The organism is Clostridium carboxidivorans P7 (assembly GCF_001038625.1).
In the GTDB taxonomy this organism is placed as follows: domain Bacteria; phylum Bacillota; class Clostridia; order Clostridiales; family Clostridiaceae; genus Clostridium_AM; species Clostridium_AM carboxidivorans.
Map to the genome: position 1 here is coordinate 3321910 of NZ_CP011803.1, position 20158 is coordinate 3342067.

Genomic DNA, 20158 nt, shown 5'->3' on the forward strand with positions numbered 1-20158 from the left:
TCCTCTGAAAAATCAGTAACCTTTGTTACTTTATGTAAAAAAAATAAAGAGAGGTTCTTTTCCTCTCTTTCAATCACAATTATAAATTTTGTAATGCAATATTTACATCTATAGGAATGTCATCTACAGTTAATTGAATACATAAAATTTTATCTACATTCATCTTGATTTGTATATCTTCTCCATATAATAACGTTGGAGTAGATATATTTACATTCACTCCTATTTCAGACAAATTAATACTAGCATTAGCAGTTAACATATTGGTGAGTTCTGATAAAGCACTTTGTGCCATATCATCTAACTCATTTACTGGCATGCCCATCATCATTTTCGATGCAATTTTTTTACCACTTTCAATATCTGTTATATAAACTACATTTCCTTTTGCATCTCCTACAATACCTAAATTTATAATAACTCCTTTACTTTTAATTTCTTTATTTAAAATAACTCCCTTTTTTTCTATGTTAGTAAATCCAATTTGAGGCATTACATTAAAAAAAGCTTCAATAAATGGGTTAACATGATTCGCATCCATTATTCATCACCTCTTTTAAATCCAACATTCAATAGAATTTCTCCGAAATCTGTATGAGTCAGCACTGATAAAGTATCAATTTTTGACTTAGATATTTTAATTGATTCTCCGTAGAATATAGTTGGAGGTGCAACTCTTAATCCATAAACTTTATTTTTTCTATTCATCATGGAACATGCATTACCTGCAATTATATTGGCAAATTCCCCCATGACATTCAATATTTCTTCTTGATTTTTAGGATCTCTTCTTAACATAACCTTTGCCATATTTTCAGCACTTTTATTAGATAAATCTATAATCATTCTTCCTGAAAAGTTACCTATAATTCCTATTACTACAGAAATTCCTCTTGATACTTCTACATCGTTGGATTTTTTATCCTCATCAAAGGCTGTTATAGTCTTTGTAAACCTAGTAACTCCACCTGAAAATGCTTCTTTAAAAGTATTGAAATAGCTTTCTTCAAGTTCCTTAAATATTTTATCACTAGAAATAACTTTTTCTATTTGAGCTATAAGTTCTTCTGGATCTATTGGCTTTTGAATATATCCTGATACTCTACTTTGCTTAGCTTTTTTAAGTATTTCTTCATCCATCATTGAACTTATAACTATTACTTTTATTTTTTCATCTATTTTATGTATTTCTCTTGTACATTCTAAACCATCAGTTCCTGGTAAAGTCATATCCATGGTTACTAATTGTGGTCTTGTATCTTGCACAACATTAATTACTTCTTGAAGATTTCCAGCTTCTCCTACAACTTCAAAGCCTTTATCTTCTAATATATCTCTAATAACATTAATTGAAAAAGGTGAATCATCAACAATTACAACTTTTACTTTTTCCATAATCCGTTACCTCTTTTCTTATTATTTTCGTGTTAAAATACAAAATTTAAAGAACTTTCTATATGTTGCTATTATATCATATTTACCTTCATAAACAAATATATACTATATGATTAATTATAGTAATTTTGTGGATTTTTGTTGTATTTAAATTTTTATTGCACAGTACCTTGCATTATTCAGTACCGTGTACTATAATATAATTTATAAAATGGAAATGAAAGGATTTTAACAATGAATGTTCAATTTAAAAAAGGTGTCTTAGAATTGTGCGTACTGGCAGAACTGTACAAAAGAGAATTTTATGGATATGAGTTAGTAGAAGAAATATCTAAATATATAGATATTTCCGAAGGAACCATTTATCCTCTTTTGAGAAGGCTTAAATCTGAAGGCTATGTCACAACTTATTTACAAGAATCCAGTGATGGTCCTCCTAGAAAATATTATAAGCTTACTTCACTGGGAAAAGAAAAAGGTCTTATTCTTATCTCTGAATGGATTCGTTTTGTTAATGGAGTACAACAAATTGTAAGTAGTGCTAATTTAGAAAATTCTCCATTATGTATGGAAAAAAACATAAAAGAAGGTGAAATTAATGAATAAAGAAGAATTTATGAAAACTTTGGAACAATCTCTTGAAAATATGGATTCATACGAAAAGAAAGATATACTTTACGATTATGAAGAACACTTTAGAATAGGTTTTGAAAAAGGTAAAACTGCAGAGGAAATTATAAAAGAACTTGGAGATCCAAAAACTATCGGTAAATCCTATAGAGCTTCTGCTGCAGTAGAGGATGCTATGGAAAACCCATCTACCAAAAACATTAGGAAGGCAATTTTGGCTGCTTTAGCTCTTGGATTTTTTAATCTTGTAATAGTTCTTGGGCCATTTTTAGCTTTGGCAGCAGTTTTAATATCCCTATTTGCTTCTGCTGTAGCTGTGTTTGCAGCAGGAATAGCTAGCATATTTGCAGTACTTTTCCACCCATTTTTAGGTTCCATTGTAGCAATCCTAGGTAATCCTATTGCTATATTCCTTTTAGGTATTGGTACAACTGCTCTTGGTATATTATTCTTTATTGGAGTATGTTATTTATCAAAATTCTTTTATAGAGCTTCTATAAAATATCTTAAATGGAACATTAATATCATAACTAAACAATAAATTATTGGAGGTTAAAAATGTTTAATATTAATATAAAAAAATTAGTAATTATTCTCATATCAATCATAGTTCTAAGTTTTTCTGCTGGAGGTACAATACTTTTAGCTACTGGCAGCTTTGAAAACTTTAATTCATTAGGAGTTTCCAGCAAAGCTTATACTATAAATGATGAAAAAACTCAAAAAATAGATGGCATAAAAGAAATATATATAGAAGGTTCAAGTGAAAATATTTCAATAATATCAGAAAATAGAAAAGATGTTAAAGCTCATCTTTACGGTAATGTAAGTGCCTCCTTTAAACCGGAGTTAGAAAGTAAAGTGGAAGGAAGCAAACTTATAATATCTGTCAAAAGACCTTCTGGTTCCTTTAACTTTTCCTCCAAGGAAGGATTAAAATTAGATATAAACGTTCCTGAAACTTATGCATCTGATGTATCCGTTAAATTGAGTTCAGGAAAAATAACATCATCTAATCCGCTAAAGCTTAATAATTTTAATCTTGATTTAAGTTCTGGAAGCGTAGATTTAAAAAACTTAACAGCATCAAACTTATCACTTGAAGCTACTTCTGGTAAAATTTATGGTGAAAATATTGTATGTGAAAATTCATCATTAAGACTTTCTTCTGGAAGCATAAATTTAAATGGCTTTAAAGGAAATATAAATCATCGCTGTACCTCTGGTAAGACAGAAATAACTTACTCTGAATTCAATAATAATGTAAATTTAAATGTTTCTTCTGGAACAATAATATTGAATCTTCCTAAAAATTCCCAATTTGCTCTAAATTCTAAAGCTTCTTCAGGTTCTGTAGAATGTGATTTTCCTATAACTATTCAAGGAGAATCCAAACATAACCAACTAAATGGTGTGGTTGGAAATAATAAAAATAAAATTAATATATCTGCTACTTCTGGCAGCATAAAAATTAAAAATCATTAAAACTAAGGAGATATTTAAAATACATTAGCATGTATTTTAAATATCTCCCAATACAAATTACTGTTCATTGCATTTTTCTGCATCACATTTTACAAAAAATATTATATTTTTCTCCTTTACCTCAGCCCAAATTTTTCCTCCATGTAATTCTACAATGCTTTTAGCAATAGCAAGTCCTAGCCCGCTTCCACCTGTAGCTTGTGCTCTTGACTTATCTACTCTATAAAATCTGTCAAATATTTTTTTCAGCTCTTCTTCATCTACATTTTCACATTTATTCTTTACAGCTACAACTACAAATTTGTCCTCTTTATATAAATCTACATTTATTTCTCCTGGTTTAGGACTATATCTTATGGAATTCATAAGCAGATTTTCAAAAACTCTAACCATCTTATCTCCATCTACATATGCACAAATCTTTTCATCTGGTATGCTCTTTTCTATAACCACATTGTTTTCTTCACATATGACATAAAGCTCTTCTATAAGTTGTTCTAGAAGTCCATTAAAGGATATGTTTTGCTTATTCAAGCTTATACCTTTATTAGTTAATTTTGTGTATTCAAATAGATTGTTTATAAGTACTTCTAATTTTTCAGACTTATTATAGGCTATATTTAAATATTCTTGAAGTTCAGCTTCGCTTTTATATTTTCCATCTTTAGCAAGTCCAATATATCCTTTTATGGATGTAAGAGGCGTTCTTAAATCATGGGATACATTGGTTATAAGATCGCTTTTAGTCTTTTCTGCATTTCTTTCACTTTCTATTTTTCTATTTAATTCCTTAGCCATAAAATTTATGTTATCTGCTAACTTTGCCAATTCATCCTTACCTTGTATACATACCCTAGAATCCAAATTTCCTCTTGCTATTTCAAATAATCCTTCTGAAACACCTTCTATATATTTCATCTTTTTATTAGTAATAAGATAAAATAACATTATAAATACTGCAATTGCTAGTATTATTGAGAAAAATGAGCTGTCAGATTTTATATGAGTAGTTTCTCCATGAGGAATACCCTTAACTATTACATAAGCCTTGCCATCAGAAAAATCCGCTGCACCAAGCTCCACATATTCTGAAACCTTATCTAAGCTTATTATTCTTCTACCACTTTCACTAACATACCTATAATCATTATAATTATTTTTGTATTGAGAGGTTTTTTCGATTAAATCATGTATACTAATTTCATTTTCTTCTGCATTTTTTGACTTATATAATACTTTTCCATTTAAATCAGTTATAAGTATTTTTATAGTTTCATTTGTACTATTATTTGCTTCTTCATTATTTATAATATTTGATAATGAATTTTCATCTTTTAAACTCAAATTTTGTTGTTTAATTCTACTTTTTATTGTAGAACATTGATTTACAATTGAATTTATACCTTCACTATAATCTATGACTGTTGTGGTATAGTAACTATTATACCAAGCTGCTGCTGTAAAAGAAGCTGCAACACACACTAAAAAGGTTACTACTAACTCCATTCTTATACTTCTACTTACTTTTTCTTTGCTAAAGTCATATATTCTAATAGTAGGTCTGAATAATCTTTTAAAAATTCTCTTTATAAATTTAGGACATCTAATTCTCAATTTTATAGCCAACTCCCCATACAGTTTTTATATACTTAGGTTTTCTTGAATTTTCTTCAATTTTTTCCCTTATCTTTCTTATATGAACCATAACAGTATTATCTGACTGATAAAATTCTTCATTCCATACTCTTTCATATATTTTTTCTGTACTAAAAACAATCCCCCTATTTTTAGCTAATAACTCTAATATGTCAAATTCCCTTCTAGTAAGATTAATCAGTTTTTCTCCTACTTTTACTTCATGTGTACTTACATTTATAGTTAAATCATCTATCTCAATTATATCTGAATTTATATTTTGCATTGCATTATTCAATTTAGTATATCGTCTTAATTGGGATTTTACCCTTGCCAAAAGTTCCAACGGATTAAATGGTTTAGTTATATAATCATCTGCTCCTGTTGTAAGCCCCATTATTTTGTCCATATCCTCCCCTTTAGCGGAAAGCATTATTATAGGCATATTTTTATGTTCTCTTATTTTTATACAAGCTTCAATTCCATCCATATTAGGCATCATAATATCTAATATAATTAAATGTACTTGCTGACTTTTAAGTACCTTTAAAGCTTCACAACCATCTGAAGCTTTAATAACCTTGTACCCTTCATTTTCTAAATATATTCCTATTAAATTTCTAATCTCTTTTTCATCATCAACCACAAGAATAGTTTCTTTTGACATATAATTACCATCTCCATTTCAAAATACTCACATACTGTCAAATTATTCACTTATAAAATTATACCAGATACTATACATAATATAAAACTTTACCATGTGAAAACTTATTTAATAATCATAACATCTTAACCTTAAATAAACTTTATGAAATTCCTTAATATTTTCTTAAAAAAAACATATATTATAGTATACATAATAAAAACAACACCTATATGTAGATGTTGTTTTACTTAAAAACTTTTCATTTTTCTAAAATTATATATGAAATGCTGAATCACTGACTAAATTTTCTATTGAATGTTAGTCCAGTTTTCAAAATATTTTCTGCATCTAGTTTCTTTAAAGGCTTGCTAAAATAGTAGCCCTGTATTTTATCACATTTTTTACTTTTTAAAATTTCCACCTGTTCCTCTAATTCAACACCTTCTGCTACAATATCTAAATTCATTTTGTGTCCTAAAAATACTAATGCCTCTATTATTATTTCCTCGTTAGCTCCTGTACAAATATCATCTATAAAAGATTTATCAATTTTTATTCTATTAACTGGAAGCATTTTTAGATAATTTAGAGATGAATATCCTGTTCCAAAATCATCTAAAGCTACTTTCACTCCAATAGCTCTTAATTCTTCTAACTTTTTAATATTTAAATTCAAAGACTTTATTAATGTACTTTCTGTAATTTCTATTTCAAAACTTTCAGCTCTTATGCCTGTTTCTTCTAATATACTTTTTACAATGTTAACAAAATCAAGCTGTTGTAGTTGAACTGCAGAGATATTTACTGCAATATGATCAAACTTATAATTTTTTTCACTCCAATTTTTGTTTTGAATACAAGCTGTTTTTATAACCCATCTGCCTATAGGAATTATAAGTCCAGTTTCCTCTGCTATTGGAATAAATTCAGCTGGGGATACAAATCCTAATTCTTTACTATTCCATCTTAGTAAAGCCTCAAATCCTTCAATTTGATTATTGAAAACATTAACCTGAGGCTGGTAACATAAAAAGAATTCTTCATTTTCTAAGGCTTTATTTAAACAATTTTCTATTTTTATCTTTCTTTCTAAAGCTTCACTTATAGCTTTATCGTAAAATACATATTTATTTAACCCTGCCTCTTTTGCCTTATACATAGCAGAATCTGCATTCTTAATAATGGTTTCAGTATTACTATCTGTATAATTAAATATATGTACTCCTATTGAAACAGTAATTAAAATTTTATATCTTTCTATACTCCATTGTTCTTTAAAAATTTGCAATATTCTTTCCACTACATCTATTAAAAAGGTATCTTCTTTAATACTCGGTATAAATACCAAAAACTTGTCACTCTCAAACTTAAATATGTACGCTTCATCATTTAATAGTATTTTTTTTAATTTATCACCACATATTTTTAAAATTCTATCACCAAAGTCATATCCCAAAGTATCGTTGACATTTTTAAAATTATTTAACCCCAATATCATTAGAGAACCTTTTGAAACATTTTCTTTTAGAGAACTTTCAAGAATTTTAGCGTTGAATATTTTATAGAATATTCTCTTGTTAGGAAGGCCCGTAACAGCATCATTATACGCTAAAGATTTTATTTCTTCCCTTTCACTTTCTAACTTCTTGCTCAAATTATACAATTTATCATGTGCTTTCTTAATCTTTTTCTCACTCTCAAAATGTTTTATTGAATCATAACCCATATCAATAAGCATTTGAGTAAATTCTTCTACAAACTTAAGTAAAGTATTAGTTTTTTCTGATATTAAAGTTTCAAATTGTTCTATACCTTTTAAACCATCATATTTATTAAGACTATAAATACCTACATTTTTTGTTAATTGCTCTTTATCAAGTTCTAGAAAATAAAAGTTACCTACTATAATTACAGCAATTGGCTCATTCTCTATAACAATTGTTCCAGCAATATTTATTCCGCCATCTTGACATACTTCAATTAAATGTGTTTCACCTTTTTTTATTCTTTCAATTAGCTTTTGAATACTATAATCGAAATTTAACTTTAGTGCTTTTACACATAAATCTCTCTCCTTAGCAAAAACCACCATTTCTCCATTCATATTGTATATTGCTAGTGGAACCTGTGCTATATTACTAAAACTCTCAATAATAGATTGGAGTTTTTTTAAACTTATCAAATCAGAAAATTTATATTTAATATTCAAAAACATCTCCTCCGCATAATTTGAACAAACTATTTAGTCAAATTATTATTTATATAAACATTTAAATGTACTCTATTTAATAATAGTTATTCCAAAAATTCAAAATATTAGTTCAATATTTTAATACCTTGTATAATTATATTTTATTTTTTATTATAGTTCAATGTTTTTATTTAAAATCCCTACATTCAGAGTTACTACATTTTATCCCATATCTATCATTTCTAAAACTCCCATCTTTACAGGAAGCTCCTTCTGAACCTAATAATCACTTCATATGCATAGTATAACATGAAATTTGTTGAATTTCTTTGTAAATTATAATAACATTTACTTAGTGGAAATTATTTTTCTAACTAAATTATGAAAAGAGGTTTAACTAAATGAATTTTCTTAAAATAACTGATTTAGCTTATAATCAATTAAAAGAATTCTTAACTGAACAAAATGTACCTTGCAATGGTAATATTAGAATATACTTGGCAAGTATGTCTTGTCATGGTCCTGTTTTTAATATTTCTGTAAGTGATCTAGAAGAAGGAGACTTATCGCAAAAAGTTGTCGATACTACATTTATAGTTGACAAAAATCTTTTTGTTCAATTTAGCGGTTTTGTATTATTAAGCCCTGACGAAAACGGTATGGGAGGATTTACTCTAGAACCAGTTCATAAACCTGAAAATATGGGTTGTTCTGGTGACTGTTCTACTGGATGTTCAAGCTGCGAAGATTGCCAATAATTTAAACCACTCATAGAAAAAGAGGTGGTAAATTTCATGGATATTAGACAACTTAAATACTTTATAGCAATTGCAGAAGAAGGCCAAATAACAGGTGCAGCCAGAAAACTAAATATGGCTCAACCACCTCTTAGTTATCATCTTAAACTTTTGGAAGATGAACTTGGTGTTAAACTTGTAGAAAGAGGAAGTCGAAAAATCAAATTGACTGACGCTGGGAAAATTCTCTATGCTAAAGCCAGTCAAATATTAAAATTAACTGAAACTACTGTTAAACAATTAAAGGATTTTGGTCAAGGAATCAAAGGAACTTTGTTTATTGGTACAGTATCATCCTGTGGTGCTACATTACTTCCTGAAAGAATACATAATTTTAATAAAAAATGCCCAGATATAAGCTTTGAGATATATGAGGGAAATACCTATAAACTATTAGAACTACTTAACAATGGTTTAATAGAAATTGGAATTGTACGAACTCCATTTAATGCAGAATCCTTTAATTTAAAGTATCTATCCAAAGAAAAAATGATTGCAGTATTTAATACTAATTCTAAGTGGTATAAAAATAAAAAGAGTATATGTATTAATGATATTATGGATAAACCACTTATAATATATCGTCGTTTTGAAAAATTAATATCAAAATGCTGCCAAAACTTTGGGTTTAATCCAAAGATAATATGTAAATGTGATGATGCAAGAACAGCTCTACTTTGGGCTGATTCTGGTATAGGTCTTGCTATTGTACCCAAATCTGCTATTAAACTTGTTAACAACAGTGATTTGTCTTATATAGAAATTGATGAATCAGAATTGGAAACAAGAGTAGCTGCCATATGGCTAAAAAATCAAAGCTTATCAGAGGCTGCTAAATATTTTCTAAATGTAATTTAAACAACAATCTAAATTAAAATTAAAATCAGGTGGGGCTATTCCCCACCTGATTATCAATTATCCTAATATTGCTTTTATATCTTCTTCTGGAGTGCTCACAGGAGCTATTCCAAATTTTTCTACCAACACATTAATTACATTTGGTGATAAAAATGCTGGTAATGATGGTCCTAATTTTATACCTTTAATACCTAAAGAAAGTAATGTAAGTAATATACAAACTGCTTTCTGTTCGTACCAAGATAAAATTAATGATAATGGTAAATCATTTACTCCACAATTGAAAGCTTCTGCTAATGCTAATGCAATTTTTACTGCTGAATAAGCATCATTACATTGTCCCACATCTAAAAGTCTTGGAAGACCTGCTACTGTTCCAAAATCAAGTTTATTGAATCTATATTTACCACAAGCTAATGTTAATATTACAGTATCCTTTGGAAGAGATGTAGCTAATTCAGTATAGTAATTTCTTCCTGATTTTGCACCATCACATCCACCTATTAAGAAGAAATGCTTAATAGCTCCACTCTTAACAGCTTCTATAATTTCATTAGCATGGCTTAATGTAGCGTTGTGTCCAAAACCTACTAATATTGATTTTTCTTCTTCATCCTCAGTCCATCCACCAAGTGCTAAAGCTTTTTCTATAATTTCTGTAAAATCTTTCTTTCCATTTACTTCTTCAATATGTGTAGCACCAGGCCAAGCTACTACACTAGTTGTATATATTCTATCCATATAGTTGTCTTTTGGTTTTTGTATACAATTTGTTGTCATAAGTACACAACCTGGAATGTTATCAAATTCTTTTTGCTGATCCTGCCATGCACCACCGTAATTTCCTACTAAATGAGGATATTTATTTAATTCTGGATACGCATGAGCTGGAAGCATTTCTCCATGAGTATATATATCTATTCCTTTTCCTTCTGTTTGCTCTAATAGTTCTTTTAAATCCTTCAAATCATGTCCTGAAACTACTATGAAAGGACCTTTTTTCTTAGTAACTAAAACATTAGTAGGTGATGGATTACCATAAGCTCCTGTATTAGCACCATCTAGTAATTCCATTACTTTAAAGTTTACTTGTCCAAGTTCCATAGCTAGTCCTAGCCAATCGTTTATATCTAGCTTATTATTTAAAGTAGCTGATAGAGCCTTGTAGAAAAATTTATTTACTTCTTCATTTTTCTTTCCTAAAATAAAAGCATGATGAGCATAAGCTGCCATTCCTTTTAATCCATATATTGACAATTCTTTTAAAGATCTTATATCTTCATTTACAGTACTATCTGCCATTATACCAAATTTTTTTGCATCATTTATCATCTCTTCTTTAGATTCTGGTGCTTTATAATCTGCTCCGGCAAATACTTCTGAAACTTCTCCAGCTAAAGCTTTAACTTCAATCTTTATGCTATTAGCTTCTTTTACTAATTCTACTAATTTATCTTCATCAAAATTTACATTTGTAAGAGTGGTAAATAATGAATCCATAGTGAACTTGTCTATTTTGTCCCCTAATACTATTCCCTTTTCTATAGCTTTATTTCCATAGAAACCAATACCTTTAAGTTGATGTATTAAAAGATCTTGAAGTGCTGCAACTTTAGAATTCTTTCCACAAACACCTGCTTTTGTACACCCTTTTCCTCCTGCAGTCTGTTCACATTGATAACAAAACATATCTAATGCTTCTGTTGAATCTTCTAAACCTTTATTTAACTTTTTAAGTAAATCCTCTAAATTTATTCCATGAACACCAACTGCTTGTTCTAAAGATTCCATTTGTGATGATGGACATCCTACACAGCCCATTCCATGTGACATTAAGATTTCTACTGCATTGGGATTTATTTTCAATATATCCCCTATTAACGTATCCTTAGTAATTCTCATATTTCACCCTCCTAAATATAATAACTTTTTATTCATTTTGTTTTTCTATCTTATGATTTTATTTTACTAATTTTATACTTTAAAATCGGTAACCTAGGTTACAAATTTAAAATTAGAGGATAAAATTTTTATTTATGGATAACATATACGTAATTAAAATTTAGAAAGGAGACTTTAAAATTGGATAAAGAAACAAAAGAGTTATTTAGCCAAATAAATTCAGAGTTAAAAGAAATAAATTCAAGATTAAAACATATAGAAATAGAAGCATCTAATGGGAATTATACCTATACTGATACTGATATAAATTCAAAAACAAAAAAGTAGAGCAAAATCTTAATTTTACCCTACTAATAAAACATATTTAAAAATTTTTATTGAATTATAATTAAACTTACCAAATTATTGTTGAGGTACATACATAAAGTATGAAATAGGATCCTTTGTTTCTGTAGCAAAATTTATGTTTCTCTTATGATAAGGATCTCCCTCATATTCGTTTCCTTGATTATCACATATATATGCATATTCATGAGAATTTGGATCTACCCATCTCATAAAGGTGTATGTATGTGTTGGACCTGAAGAATCATAAGCTATAGTAAAGCATATATCTCCTGATCTAAGTTCATCCAAATTTGTGCTTTTCACCCATCCACGACTCAATAGTTCATTTGTAAGTGTGCGTGTGTTAGCTACACTCTCTGGTAAATCACTAAGTCCTGCTCTTCTTAAAGCTTCACTGGCAAAATATGCACAATTGTTGCTTAAATCTCCACCGTGTAGTTCTATTGCTCTTGTCATTACAGATTGTCTATTATCTGCATTTGAAAGATAGTTATATAAATTTTTCTGAAAATCAGAATGAGTTTTTATTTCTGGAGCAGTTATTGTTAGGTTTAAAACTGCTTTTACTAAACAGCCTTCGGCTGTTCCATAATAAGTGTATTTTCCTGGTTCTCTATTTGTAGTAATAGGGTTGTCCCACTTTACTTTTACCTTTACAACTTTTCCATCTGATGTTACACCATCAATTGTATCTGGTGCAGTAAAATTATCATATTGTTTAGCAGTCAAATTAATATCCTTTGTAGAGTCTATCTTTAATTCATCTGTTGCACTACTTGGTGAATCTAAACCAGTTATTGTCAAATTTAAACGTACTTTTTTTGAATATCCATCAATAACTCCATAATAAGTATACGTTCCTGGTTTACTTGAAACATCTACATGCTTGTCCCACGAAACATTTACCTTCTTAGTTGTTCCATCAGACATAGTTGCATTTATTGTAGTTGGAAAACTAAATTTATCATTTTCTTTTATAGTTACATTAACATCATCTATATAAGATATTAATGTGTCTGTTTTTACTGGTGCTGAAGCAGTTTGTCCAGCTGTTTTAAACTCCACATAAACCGGGTTATTTAATGACTTATTATTTTTAGACTTAAGATCTTTGTCAATAATTAATGAATAATTACTATTAGGATCACAATGTGAAGAAATAGTAACTACAGTATCATTTTCACTTAAAGATACACTTGAGGTTGTCTCAACTCCAGTATCCTTGTTTATAATTTTTATTTTATCTTTTACTAAACTAGAATCCAGTGGCATATTAAACCTTATTTTCCATACTTTATCCACAGGAACATCTACCTTAGAAATTGAATTTAGTCCTGCAATATCTGCGTTCACATACTTAGAATCTTTTGTACTTTTTTGTAAATTTTCATTATCTATATTATTAACAGCTTTTGAAGAAACTGTTGTAATGGCACTTGAATTTGCTGTATCATTTGCTGCTGCAAAAACCATATCATTTTTTATGGCTTGAGAAAAAATAATACATCCACACATTATAAGTATTTTTATTACACTTTTTTTCATTAAATTCAATCACTCCAATGCTTAAAATTTAGTACACCTAATAGTTTACATCTTTTTTTCATAATTTTCAACCTACATTTGCTAAAAAGCCTCAAAATTAGCAAATTCGCATTTTGCAATATTTATCTATATGTGATTTAATACATGTTTTACATACAAATTTTGAGTGATAATTCATAAAATATACATATATGAAAATTAGTATAAAAAATCTATTATTTTACTAATTATTTTGTGATATTATATAATTAGTGATTTTACTTTTAATAAAGAGGTGTTTATATGAATACTTCAAAAAAATACAAATTAGAGGAATTAATAGACATAATATCTGTACAGCACATTCAGGATAAATTTTCAAAGTTAACCAATATGTCTACAATAACAGTAAATGAAAAGGGAACCCCTATAGTAAACCCAAGTAATTTTTCCGAATTTTGTAACCTTATAAGAAGTTCTGAAGAAGGCTTTAAAAAATGTATTAATTGCGATGCTAATGGAGGATTAAAGTCTATTTCATCAAGAAAACCCGAAATTTATACTTGTCATGCAGGACTTACAGATTTCTCTGCACCTATAATAGTAAACAATTACTATTTAGGAGCTATGCTTTGTGGACAAGTATTTGTTAAGGAAAAAAACAACAGAAATTTTATTAACATAAAAGAACTTAGTGATAAATTTTCCTTACCATGTGAAAAACTTGAAGCTGCTTTAGATAAGGTAATTGTATTAGAATATAATAAAATAATAGATATGGCAGAATTTCTCTACCTATTTGCTAATTTAATTGCTAAAATGGGCATGTCAAATTTAATTCAGGGTGAACTCTTAGATGAAACAAAAGAAAAAATGAAATTTCAACAATTAGCCAAAGATATGCAGCTTAAGTCTTTGCAGGCTCAAGTAAATCCTCACTTTTTATTTAATACATTAAATACTATAGCTAGAATGTCTCTTATAGAAGACGCTCCAAATACTGAAAAACTCATATATGCTCTTTCTGACATCCTTAGATATAGTCTCAAAAATTCAGATAATATGGTTCAATTAAATACAGAAATAGACAATATAGAAAAATACCTTTTCATCCAAACTACTAGATACAGTGATAGAATAAATTTTGAAATAGATGTTCCTGAAAACATTGGACATTACAAGATTCCTGTGATGACACTTCAGCCCTTAGTAGAAAATGCCATAATACATGGTCTTGAACCCAAAAAGGATCCTGGATTAGTTACTATAAAGGCTAAAATCTTTAATGGTAATATAAATGTAGAAATATCTGATAATGGAGTGGGTATGACGCCTGAAAAAATAAATCTCATAATTAACAATACCACTACTTTACCATCTAATACTACTGGTCTAGGTATTCAAAACGTGAATGGAAGAATAAAATACTATTTTGGTCCGGAATTTGGTATTAAAATAGAAAATAATTATCCTATAGGAACAAAAGTATCTGTTACTATACCTGCTATAATTTAAAATAAGGTTTATTTAGTATTTAATACAAATATTATTATATGGGAGGTATGTTTTTTGTATAAGCTACTTATTGCTGAAGATGAATCCTTAGAACGTAAAGCTTTAAGAATTATTCTCCAAAAAAAATTTGATAATGTAGAAATAATTAATGATGCAAAAACAGGCATAGAAGCTATAGATTTGGCTTATAAGTACAGACCTGAAATAATTATTATGGATATAAAAATGCCCGAAAAAAATGGTATAGAAGCCTTAGAATCTATTACTCAATTTCTTCCTTACGTTAAAACTATAATTTTAACAGCCTATAATGATTTTGACTTTGCTAAAAGAGCTATACAACTAGGCGTAATTGATTACATTCTAAAACCAGCTAGACCTTCTGAATTATATCAATCTATGGATAAAGTTATGGGGTTATTGCCAAATATTAATGATAACTTCGTTGATGTACCATCTTCTTCTAAATCAGATCCCATTAATGAAGCTATAAATTATATTCATAAAAATTTCAATAACAATATAAGCTTAGAATCTGTATCATCACATGTATATTTAAACCCTCAATACTTTAGTCGATATTTTAAAAGTCATACTGGGGTTAATTTTATTGATTATGTTTCACAAATACGTATACAAGAAGCAAAAAAACTATTAGCTTCCACCAATAAGAGTATAAGTAATATATCATTATCCGTAGGATACATAGATCCTTCATACTTCAGCAAAGTATTTATAAAGTATGAAGGTGTAGCTCCCCATAAGTACAGATGGGTTGTAAATCATGATCGTGCTTAAAAGTATTTTATAATTATTCATTAAGTTATGTTTTGAATCCAAAAGGAGGCACTTTTAAAGCAGCTTCCTTTTTTAATTAGCTTTATTTATTTTTCCATTACACACAAATTTACAAATAAAAATCTAATTTTTTATCGAAAAATAAAAAAAGACCTGCCGCAGGCAGCTACTTCAATGGTCTTCTAGTTTTGCTACTTGTTATGTTAATCTTTTGAGTAGTCTTAGCTCTTTTTTCAAGACTATCAAGGGATTCACATAAACATTCTTCGATAACATCGGATGTTATCAATGTTAATTTTTTATTCAATTTTTCACCTTCTTTGTGTTCAATATCCTTTTATTATATACCTATTATTAAAATATGTCAATAGCTTATATAGTTTTCCAATTCATAGGACAGAGGACAGTGACGGATGATTTTTCTCCACTTCACTACGAAAAATCTTTAATTTTAAAAAAACGTGAGTTTTTTGTTTTTAAGAAATGCTTTCTAAGCAAACAAAATTATCTAAAAATCATAGATTTTAGCTTGCTGCTAATAAGCGATGTTTTGCTTTAGCAAAACAAGCGTAAAAATAAATTAGTTTTCTGACGTAAGGAGGAAAACTCACCTTCATTGTCCTCTGTCCTCTGTCCTCTGTCAATTGTCCTCTGAAAAAGTTGCGTTGCATTATGCTTATATTAAATCAAAATCTTATATGTGTGAAAGTTGAGTTAATAATATCTATCTTAAAATATTACATTTTGTGTTTCACTATCAAAACCATGAATATATCCATTATCTACAGCAACTTTTACCTTATCCCCTACTTTTAACTCTATATCTACTGCTATCTTTGCTATAACATTATATTCTTTTAACTTTAAGTGCAAATATGTTTCTGCACCTAAGAATTCAACTAGCATTATTTCAGCTTCCATTACAATATAATGTTCTTGTTTTTCTTTTACACTTTCTATCAAATGTATATGTTCTGGTCTTACACCTAATTTTATAGTTTTATCCACATACCCTTCTTTTTTTAATTGCTCACCTTTATCTTCACTAAATTGAAAATCATTTTCCTGTATTCTTCCAAAAATTTTACCACTTTTTTTAATAACTTGTACATCAATAAAATTCATTTGAGGACTTCCTATAAAACCAGCTACAAACATATTAGTCGGATTATTATAAATCTCCATTGGAGATCCAACTTGTTGAACTATTCCATTATTCATTACTACAATTTTAGTTCCCATTGTCATAGCTTCAGTTTGATCATGAGTAACATATATAAAAGTAGTGTTTAATTTTTTATGCAGCTTAGCAATCTCTGTTCTCATTGTTACTCTAAGTTTAGCATCTAAATTAGATAGGGGTTCATCCATTAAAAATACCTTTGGTTCTCTAACTATAGCTCTTCCTAGTGCAACTCTTTGCCTTTGTCCACCGGATAACTCTTTAGGTTTTCTACTTAAAAGATTGTCAAGGCCTAAAATTCCAGCTGCTTCTTTAACCCTTTTATCTATTTGCTCCTTACGAACTTTATTTAGTTCCAATGAAAAAGCCATATTCTTATATACACTCATATGAGGATATAGTGCATAATTTTGAAACACCATTGCGATATCCCTATCTTTAGGTTCAACATTATTAACTAGATTGTCTCCTATATAAAGTTCTCCTTGAGAAATATCTTCCAATCCTGCTATCATTCTAAGAGTAGTAGACTTTCCACATCCTGAAGGTCCAACTAATACAACAAATTCTTTATCTTCAATTTCTAAATTCAAATTTTTTACTGCGCTATATCCATTTTCATAATATTTATTAATATTTTTTAAGCTTAATTTAGCCATACTGTCTACCTTCCTTTACAAAATCTTTTTTAATCTATCTGGATAATTTGTTATGATCCCATCTATTCCTAACTCTATAAGCTTTTTCATATGTGTTTCTTCATTCACTGTATATGTATTAATTTTTATTCCATTTTTCTTAATACAAGTTACTATTTTTTCATTCATTACTGATGGATAAAACGGATGAAGTGCATCTGCTCCTACTGTTTTTACATAATCTTGTACATTATAAAGAGTTGCTGCACTTAGCAGCCCTGTTCTAATATTGCTATCATATTCCTTTACTCTCACCATTGAATAATGATTAAAAGACGACAATATCACATTATTTTGCAAATTGTATTCATAAACTTTTTCTATTACTTTTTTCTCAAGTTCACCATAATGTATTACATCATTTTTAAGTTCCAAATTTATTAATAAACTTTTATCCCTTACATAATCTAAAAATTCATCAATAGCAGGAATTTTTTCTTTTTCAAATTCCTCACCAAACTTAATTCCTGCATCAAATTTACATAGTTCCTCATAACTATAATCATTAATAAAACCGCTGCCATTTGTAGTTCTATCTATAGTTTCATCATGACAAATAACTATAATTCCATCCCTTGTCATGTGCAAATCTGTTTCAATTCCATCACAACCTGCTTCTACAGCTTTTTTAAATGCAAGCATAGTGTTTTCAGGATAGTTACCACTAAATCCTCTATGTGCAATATTTAAACTTTTTTTCATGTATAAGATCTCCTTTATATTCATTACAAACTATTTGATTTAAAGGAATTGGGGCTGTTGCACTAAGTATAACTTAATTTTTGTATATGCAATTTTGATTTAATATGAGTATAATGTGACATAACTTTTTCAGAGGACAGAGGACAGTGAAGGATGATTTTTCTTCGCTTTGCTACGAAAAATCTTTAATTAAACTTTTAATGACTTGTTTCGCTAAATCGAAACATTGCTGACTAATATAAGTTTAAAGCTCATTTTGCGTTAGCAAAACAATCTTTAGAAATAAATTAGTTTTCTGACGTAAGGAGGAAAACTCACCTTCATTGTCCTCTGTACTCTGTCAAATGTCCTCTAAAAAACGCTTCGCATTTTTTAAAATTGTGAAAGTTGAATATATAACATATTTTATTACTTATCTTAATGCACCATCCTTATCCCCTTGATTTAAGCTTAAACTAGTTTTAATGAATTATTTATTGGATTTATTATATTTATCAATAGCTTCATTTATACTCTTTGCTGAATTTTTAGCTGCTTCCTCAGGGGTCTGTTTGTTTTGAAGCATTTCTTCTATATTCTTTTCAACAGTTTGTCTTGCTTCTGGGAATACAGACATTAATGCACCTTTAGCTGTCTTTGGCGATGCATGTAACTGATCTATAGCAGTTTGGAATTGTGGATATTTCTTCAAATTATCCTTCATCACTTGAACATCATAAGCCTTTTGTGTTACTGGGAAATATCCTGTTTGTGTATTCCAATAAGCTTGTTCATCAGGTGATACCATAAACTTTATAAATTCCCAAGTTGCCTTTTGCTTTGCTTCATCTTTATTATCTAAAGCCCATAGTGAAGCTCCTCCTATTGAAACGCCGCCATCTTGCATTCCCTGGAAGGATGGTAAAAATGCAGTTCCAAGTTCAAATCTTCCTCCAATAGCACTTAAATCTGATTTTAAATCTGCTGTAGATTCAATATACATTGCTGTTTTACCTGCAATAAAAGCATTTTCAGTATCATCTTCATTTCTTCCAAAGTTACCTACATTACCAGAATCAACTAGCTTTTTCCACTCATTTAAGATCTTTAATGCTGCTCCATTTTTATCAAATTCCACTGCTGTTGCTGCTGACTCTCTACCATTGTCATTATTGGCATAGTTAGCACCTTGTTTAACAATGAATTGTTCAAAGAACCAACCATATATAGCCATAGCATATCCATACTGACTAGCTTTGCCTGAACCATCTTTTTTCGCCAAAGCAGCTGAATATTTTTCTATGTCTTCAAAAGTTTTTGGAGGATTATTAGGGTCTAAACCAGCTTCCTTAAAAGCAGTCTTGTTATAATACAATATTGGGGTTGATGTATTAAATGGCATTGAATAAAGTTTATTATTAACTGTATAATATCCTAATATATTAGGCTCTAATTGAGATGTATCATACTTTTCTGCATCTATAAATTTTTGCATTGGAACAACCCATTTACTATCAATCATAAATCTGGTACCAATATCATATACTTGCATTACATCTGGTCCACCATTTCCCTTTTTAGCACTTTTCAACTTATTTATAGCTTCATCATACTTTCCTTGATACTGAACATTTACTTTAATGTCTTTATGTGAACTATTAAAGTCATTTACCATCTTAGTTATTGCCTGTCCATTCTTTCCTCCCATTGAATGCCAGAAGGTTATTTCTGTAGGTTTTCCACTTCCCGAAGCACTCTTACTACTGTTTCCGCATCCTGCTAACATACCAGTTACCATTAAAGATGCTGTTATTAAACTTATAAGTCTCTTTTTCATTGTTTTTCTCCTCTCAAAATACATTTAATATT

18 protein-coding genes are annotated in these 20158 nt (G+C 28.9%); 8 read left to right on the plus strand and 10 right to left on the minus strand.

What is annotated here, in order from left to right; translation table 11 throughout:
* Positions 1-79 precede the first annotated feature (79 nt).
* Positions 80-541: a chemotaxis protein CheX gene (locus Ccar_RS14505; protein ID WP_007064835.1), complete on the minus strand. Its 462-nt coding sequence runs from the start codon at positions 539-541 to the stop codon at positions 80-82.
* Positions 541-1395, minus strand: coding sequence for a response regulator (locus Ccar_RS14510; protein ID WP_007062806.1), 855 nt, complete (start codon positions 1393-1395; stop codon positions 541-543). Before Ccar_RS14510 ends, Ccar_RS14505 begins: the two co-directional genes overlap by 1 nt.
* 234 nt (positions 1396-1629) lie before the next feature.
* On the opposite strand from Ccar_RS14510, the gene Ccar_RS14515 reads away from it, so the two are divergent.
* The 3 genes from Ccar_RS14515 to Ccar_RS14525 are packed head-to-tail and all read left to right on the plus strand — an operon-like array spanning position 1630 to position 3510.
* A complete protein-coding gene (locus tag Ccar_RS14515) occupies positions 1630-2001 on the plus strand; it encodes a PadR family transcriptional regulator (protein ID WP_007062805.1) in 372 nt (123 codons plus the stop codon).
* Positions 1994-2566: an HAAS signaling domain-containing protein gene (locus Ccar_RS14520; RefSeq protein WP_007062804.1), complete on the plus strand. Its 573-nt coding sequence runs from the start codon at positions 1994-1996 to the stop codon at positions 2564-2566. The genes Ccar_RS14515 and Ccar_RS14520 overlap by 8 nt, the downstream gene beginning before the upstream one ends.
* Before the next feature lie 17 nt (positions 2567-2583).
* Positions 2584-3510 carry a DUF4097 family beta strand repeat-containing protein gene (locus tag Ccar_RS14525; protein WP_007062803.1) on the plus strand — a complete coding sequence of 309 codons (927 nt, stop codon included), beginning with the start codon at positions 2584-2586 and terminating at the stop codon, positions 3508-3510.
* 57 nt (positions 3511-3567) lie between these two features.
* Here the strand turns inward: Ccar_RS14525 and Ccar_RS14530 are convergent, their stop codons facing one another.
* The 3 genes from Ccar_RS14530 to Ccar_RS14540 form a co-directional block, all read right to left on the minus strand.
* Entirely contained in the window at positions 3568-5124 is a 1557-nt protein-coding gene (locus Ccar_RS14530) for a HAMP domain-containing sensor histidine kinase (RefSeq protein ID WP_007062802.1), read from the minus strand.
* A complete protein-coding gene (locus Ccar_RS14535; RefSeq protein ID WP_007062801.1) occupies positions 5114-5812 on the minus strand; it encodes a response regulator transcription factor in 699 nt (232 codons plus the stop codon). Before Ccar_RS14535 ends, Ccar_RS14530 begins: the two co-directional genes overlap by 11 nt.
* A 274-nt stretch (positions 5813-6086) precedes the next feature.
* A complete protein-coding gene (locus Ccar_RS14540) occupies positions 6087-8003 on the minus strand; it encodes an EAL domain-containing protein (RefSeq protein ID WP_007062800.1) in 1917 nt (638 codons plus the stop codon).
* A gap of 383 nt (positions 8004-8386) precedes the next feature.
* Here Ccar_RS14540 and Ccar_RS14545 point away from each other — a divergent pair, with 383 nt between their 5' ends.
* Together Ccar_RS14545 and Ccar_RS14550 are read left to right on the plus strand one after the other, a co-directional pair.
* Entirely contained in the window at positions 8387-8743 is a 357-nt protein-coding gene (locus Ccar_RS14545; protein ID WP_007062799.1) for a HesB-like protein, read from the plus strand.
* Between the two features lie 36 nt (positions 8744-8779).
* Positions 8780-9640 (plus strand): LysR family transcriptional regulator, encoded by an 861-nt coding sequence (locus Ccar_RS14550; protein WP_007062798.1) that lies wholly within the window; start codon positions 8780-8782, stop codon positions 9638-9640.
* Between the two features lie 57 nt (positions 9641-9697).
* On the opposite strand, the gene hcp is transcribed toward Ccar_RS14550, so the two are convergent.
* On the minus strand, positions 9698-11542 hold the full coding sequence (gene hcp, locus Ccar_RS14555) for a hydroxylamine reductase (RefSeq protein WP_007062797.1): 1845 nt from the start codon (positions 11540-11542) through the stop codon (positions 9698-9700).
* A gap of 180 nt (positions 11543-11722) precedes the next feature.
* On the opposite strand from hcp, the gene Ccar_RS27045 reads away from it, so the two are divergent.
* Positions 11723-11869: a hypothetical protein gene (locus Ccar_RS27045; protein WP_007062796.1), complete on the plus strand. Its 147-nt coding sequence runs from the start codon at positions 11723-11725 to the stop codon at positions 11867-11869.
* A 75-nt stretch (positions 11870-11944) separates the two neighbouring features.
* Here the strand turns inward: Ccar_RS27045 and Ccar_RS14560 are convergent, their stop codons facing one another.
* Complete coding sequence (locus Ccar_RS14560) at positions 11945-13435, minus strand: Ig-like domain-containing protein (protein WP_007062795.1); 1491 nt, start codon at positions 13433-13435, stop codon at positions 11945-11947.
* A 282-nt stretch (positions 13436-13717) separates the two neighbouring features.
* On the opposite strand from Ccar_RS14560, the gene Ccar_RS14565 reads away from it, so the two are divergent.
* The gene (locus Ccar_RS14565) at positions 13718-14929 is read left to right on the plus strand and encodes a sensor histidine kinase (RefSeq protein ID WP_007062794.1); all 1212 of its coding nucleotides are present in this window, start codon (positions 13718-13720) and stop codon (positions 14927-14929) included.
* A gap of 54 nt (positions 14930-14983) precedes the next feature.
* The gene (locus tag Ccar_RS14570) at positions 14984-15727 is read left to right on the plus strand and encodes a response regulator transcription factor (protein WP_007062793.1); all 744 of its coding nucleotides are present in this window, start codon (positions 14984-14986) and stop codon (positions 15725-15727) included.
* 729 nt (positions 15728-16456) lie between these two features.
* Here Ccar_RS14570 and Ccar_RS14575 read toward each other — a convergent pair.
* The 3 genes from Ccar_RS14575 to Ccar_RS14585 form a co-directional block, all read right to left on the minus strand.
* Positions 16457-17569 carry an ABC transporter ATP-binding protein gene (locus Ccar_RS14575; protein ID WP_007062791.1) on the minus strand — a complete coding sequence of 371 codons (1113 nt, stop codon included), beginning with the start codon at positions 17567-17569 and terminating at the stop codon, positions 16457-16459.
* A 15-nt stretch (positions 17570-17584) separates the two neighbouring features.
* Positions 17585-18310, minus strand: a complete 726-nt coding sequence (locus Ccar_RS14580; RefSeq protein WP_007062790.1) for a glycerophosphodiester phosphodiesterase — start codon at positions 18308-18310, stop codon at positions 17585-17587.
* 469 nt (positions 18311-18779) lie between these two features.
* Positions 18780-20126 (minus strand): ABC transporter substrate-binding protein, encoded by a 1347-nt coding sequence (locus Ccar_RS14585; RefSeq protein ID WP_007063524.1) that lies wholly within the window; start codon positions 20124-20126, stop codon positions 18780-18782.
* Between the last annotated feature and the right edge of the window lie 32 nt (positions 20127-20158).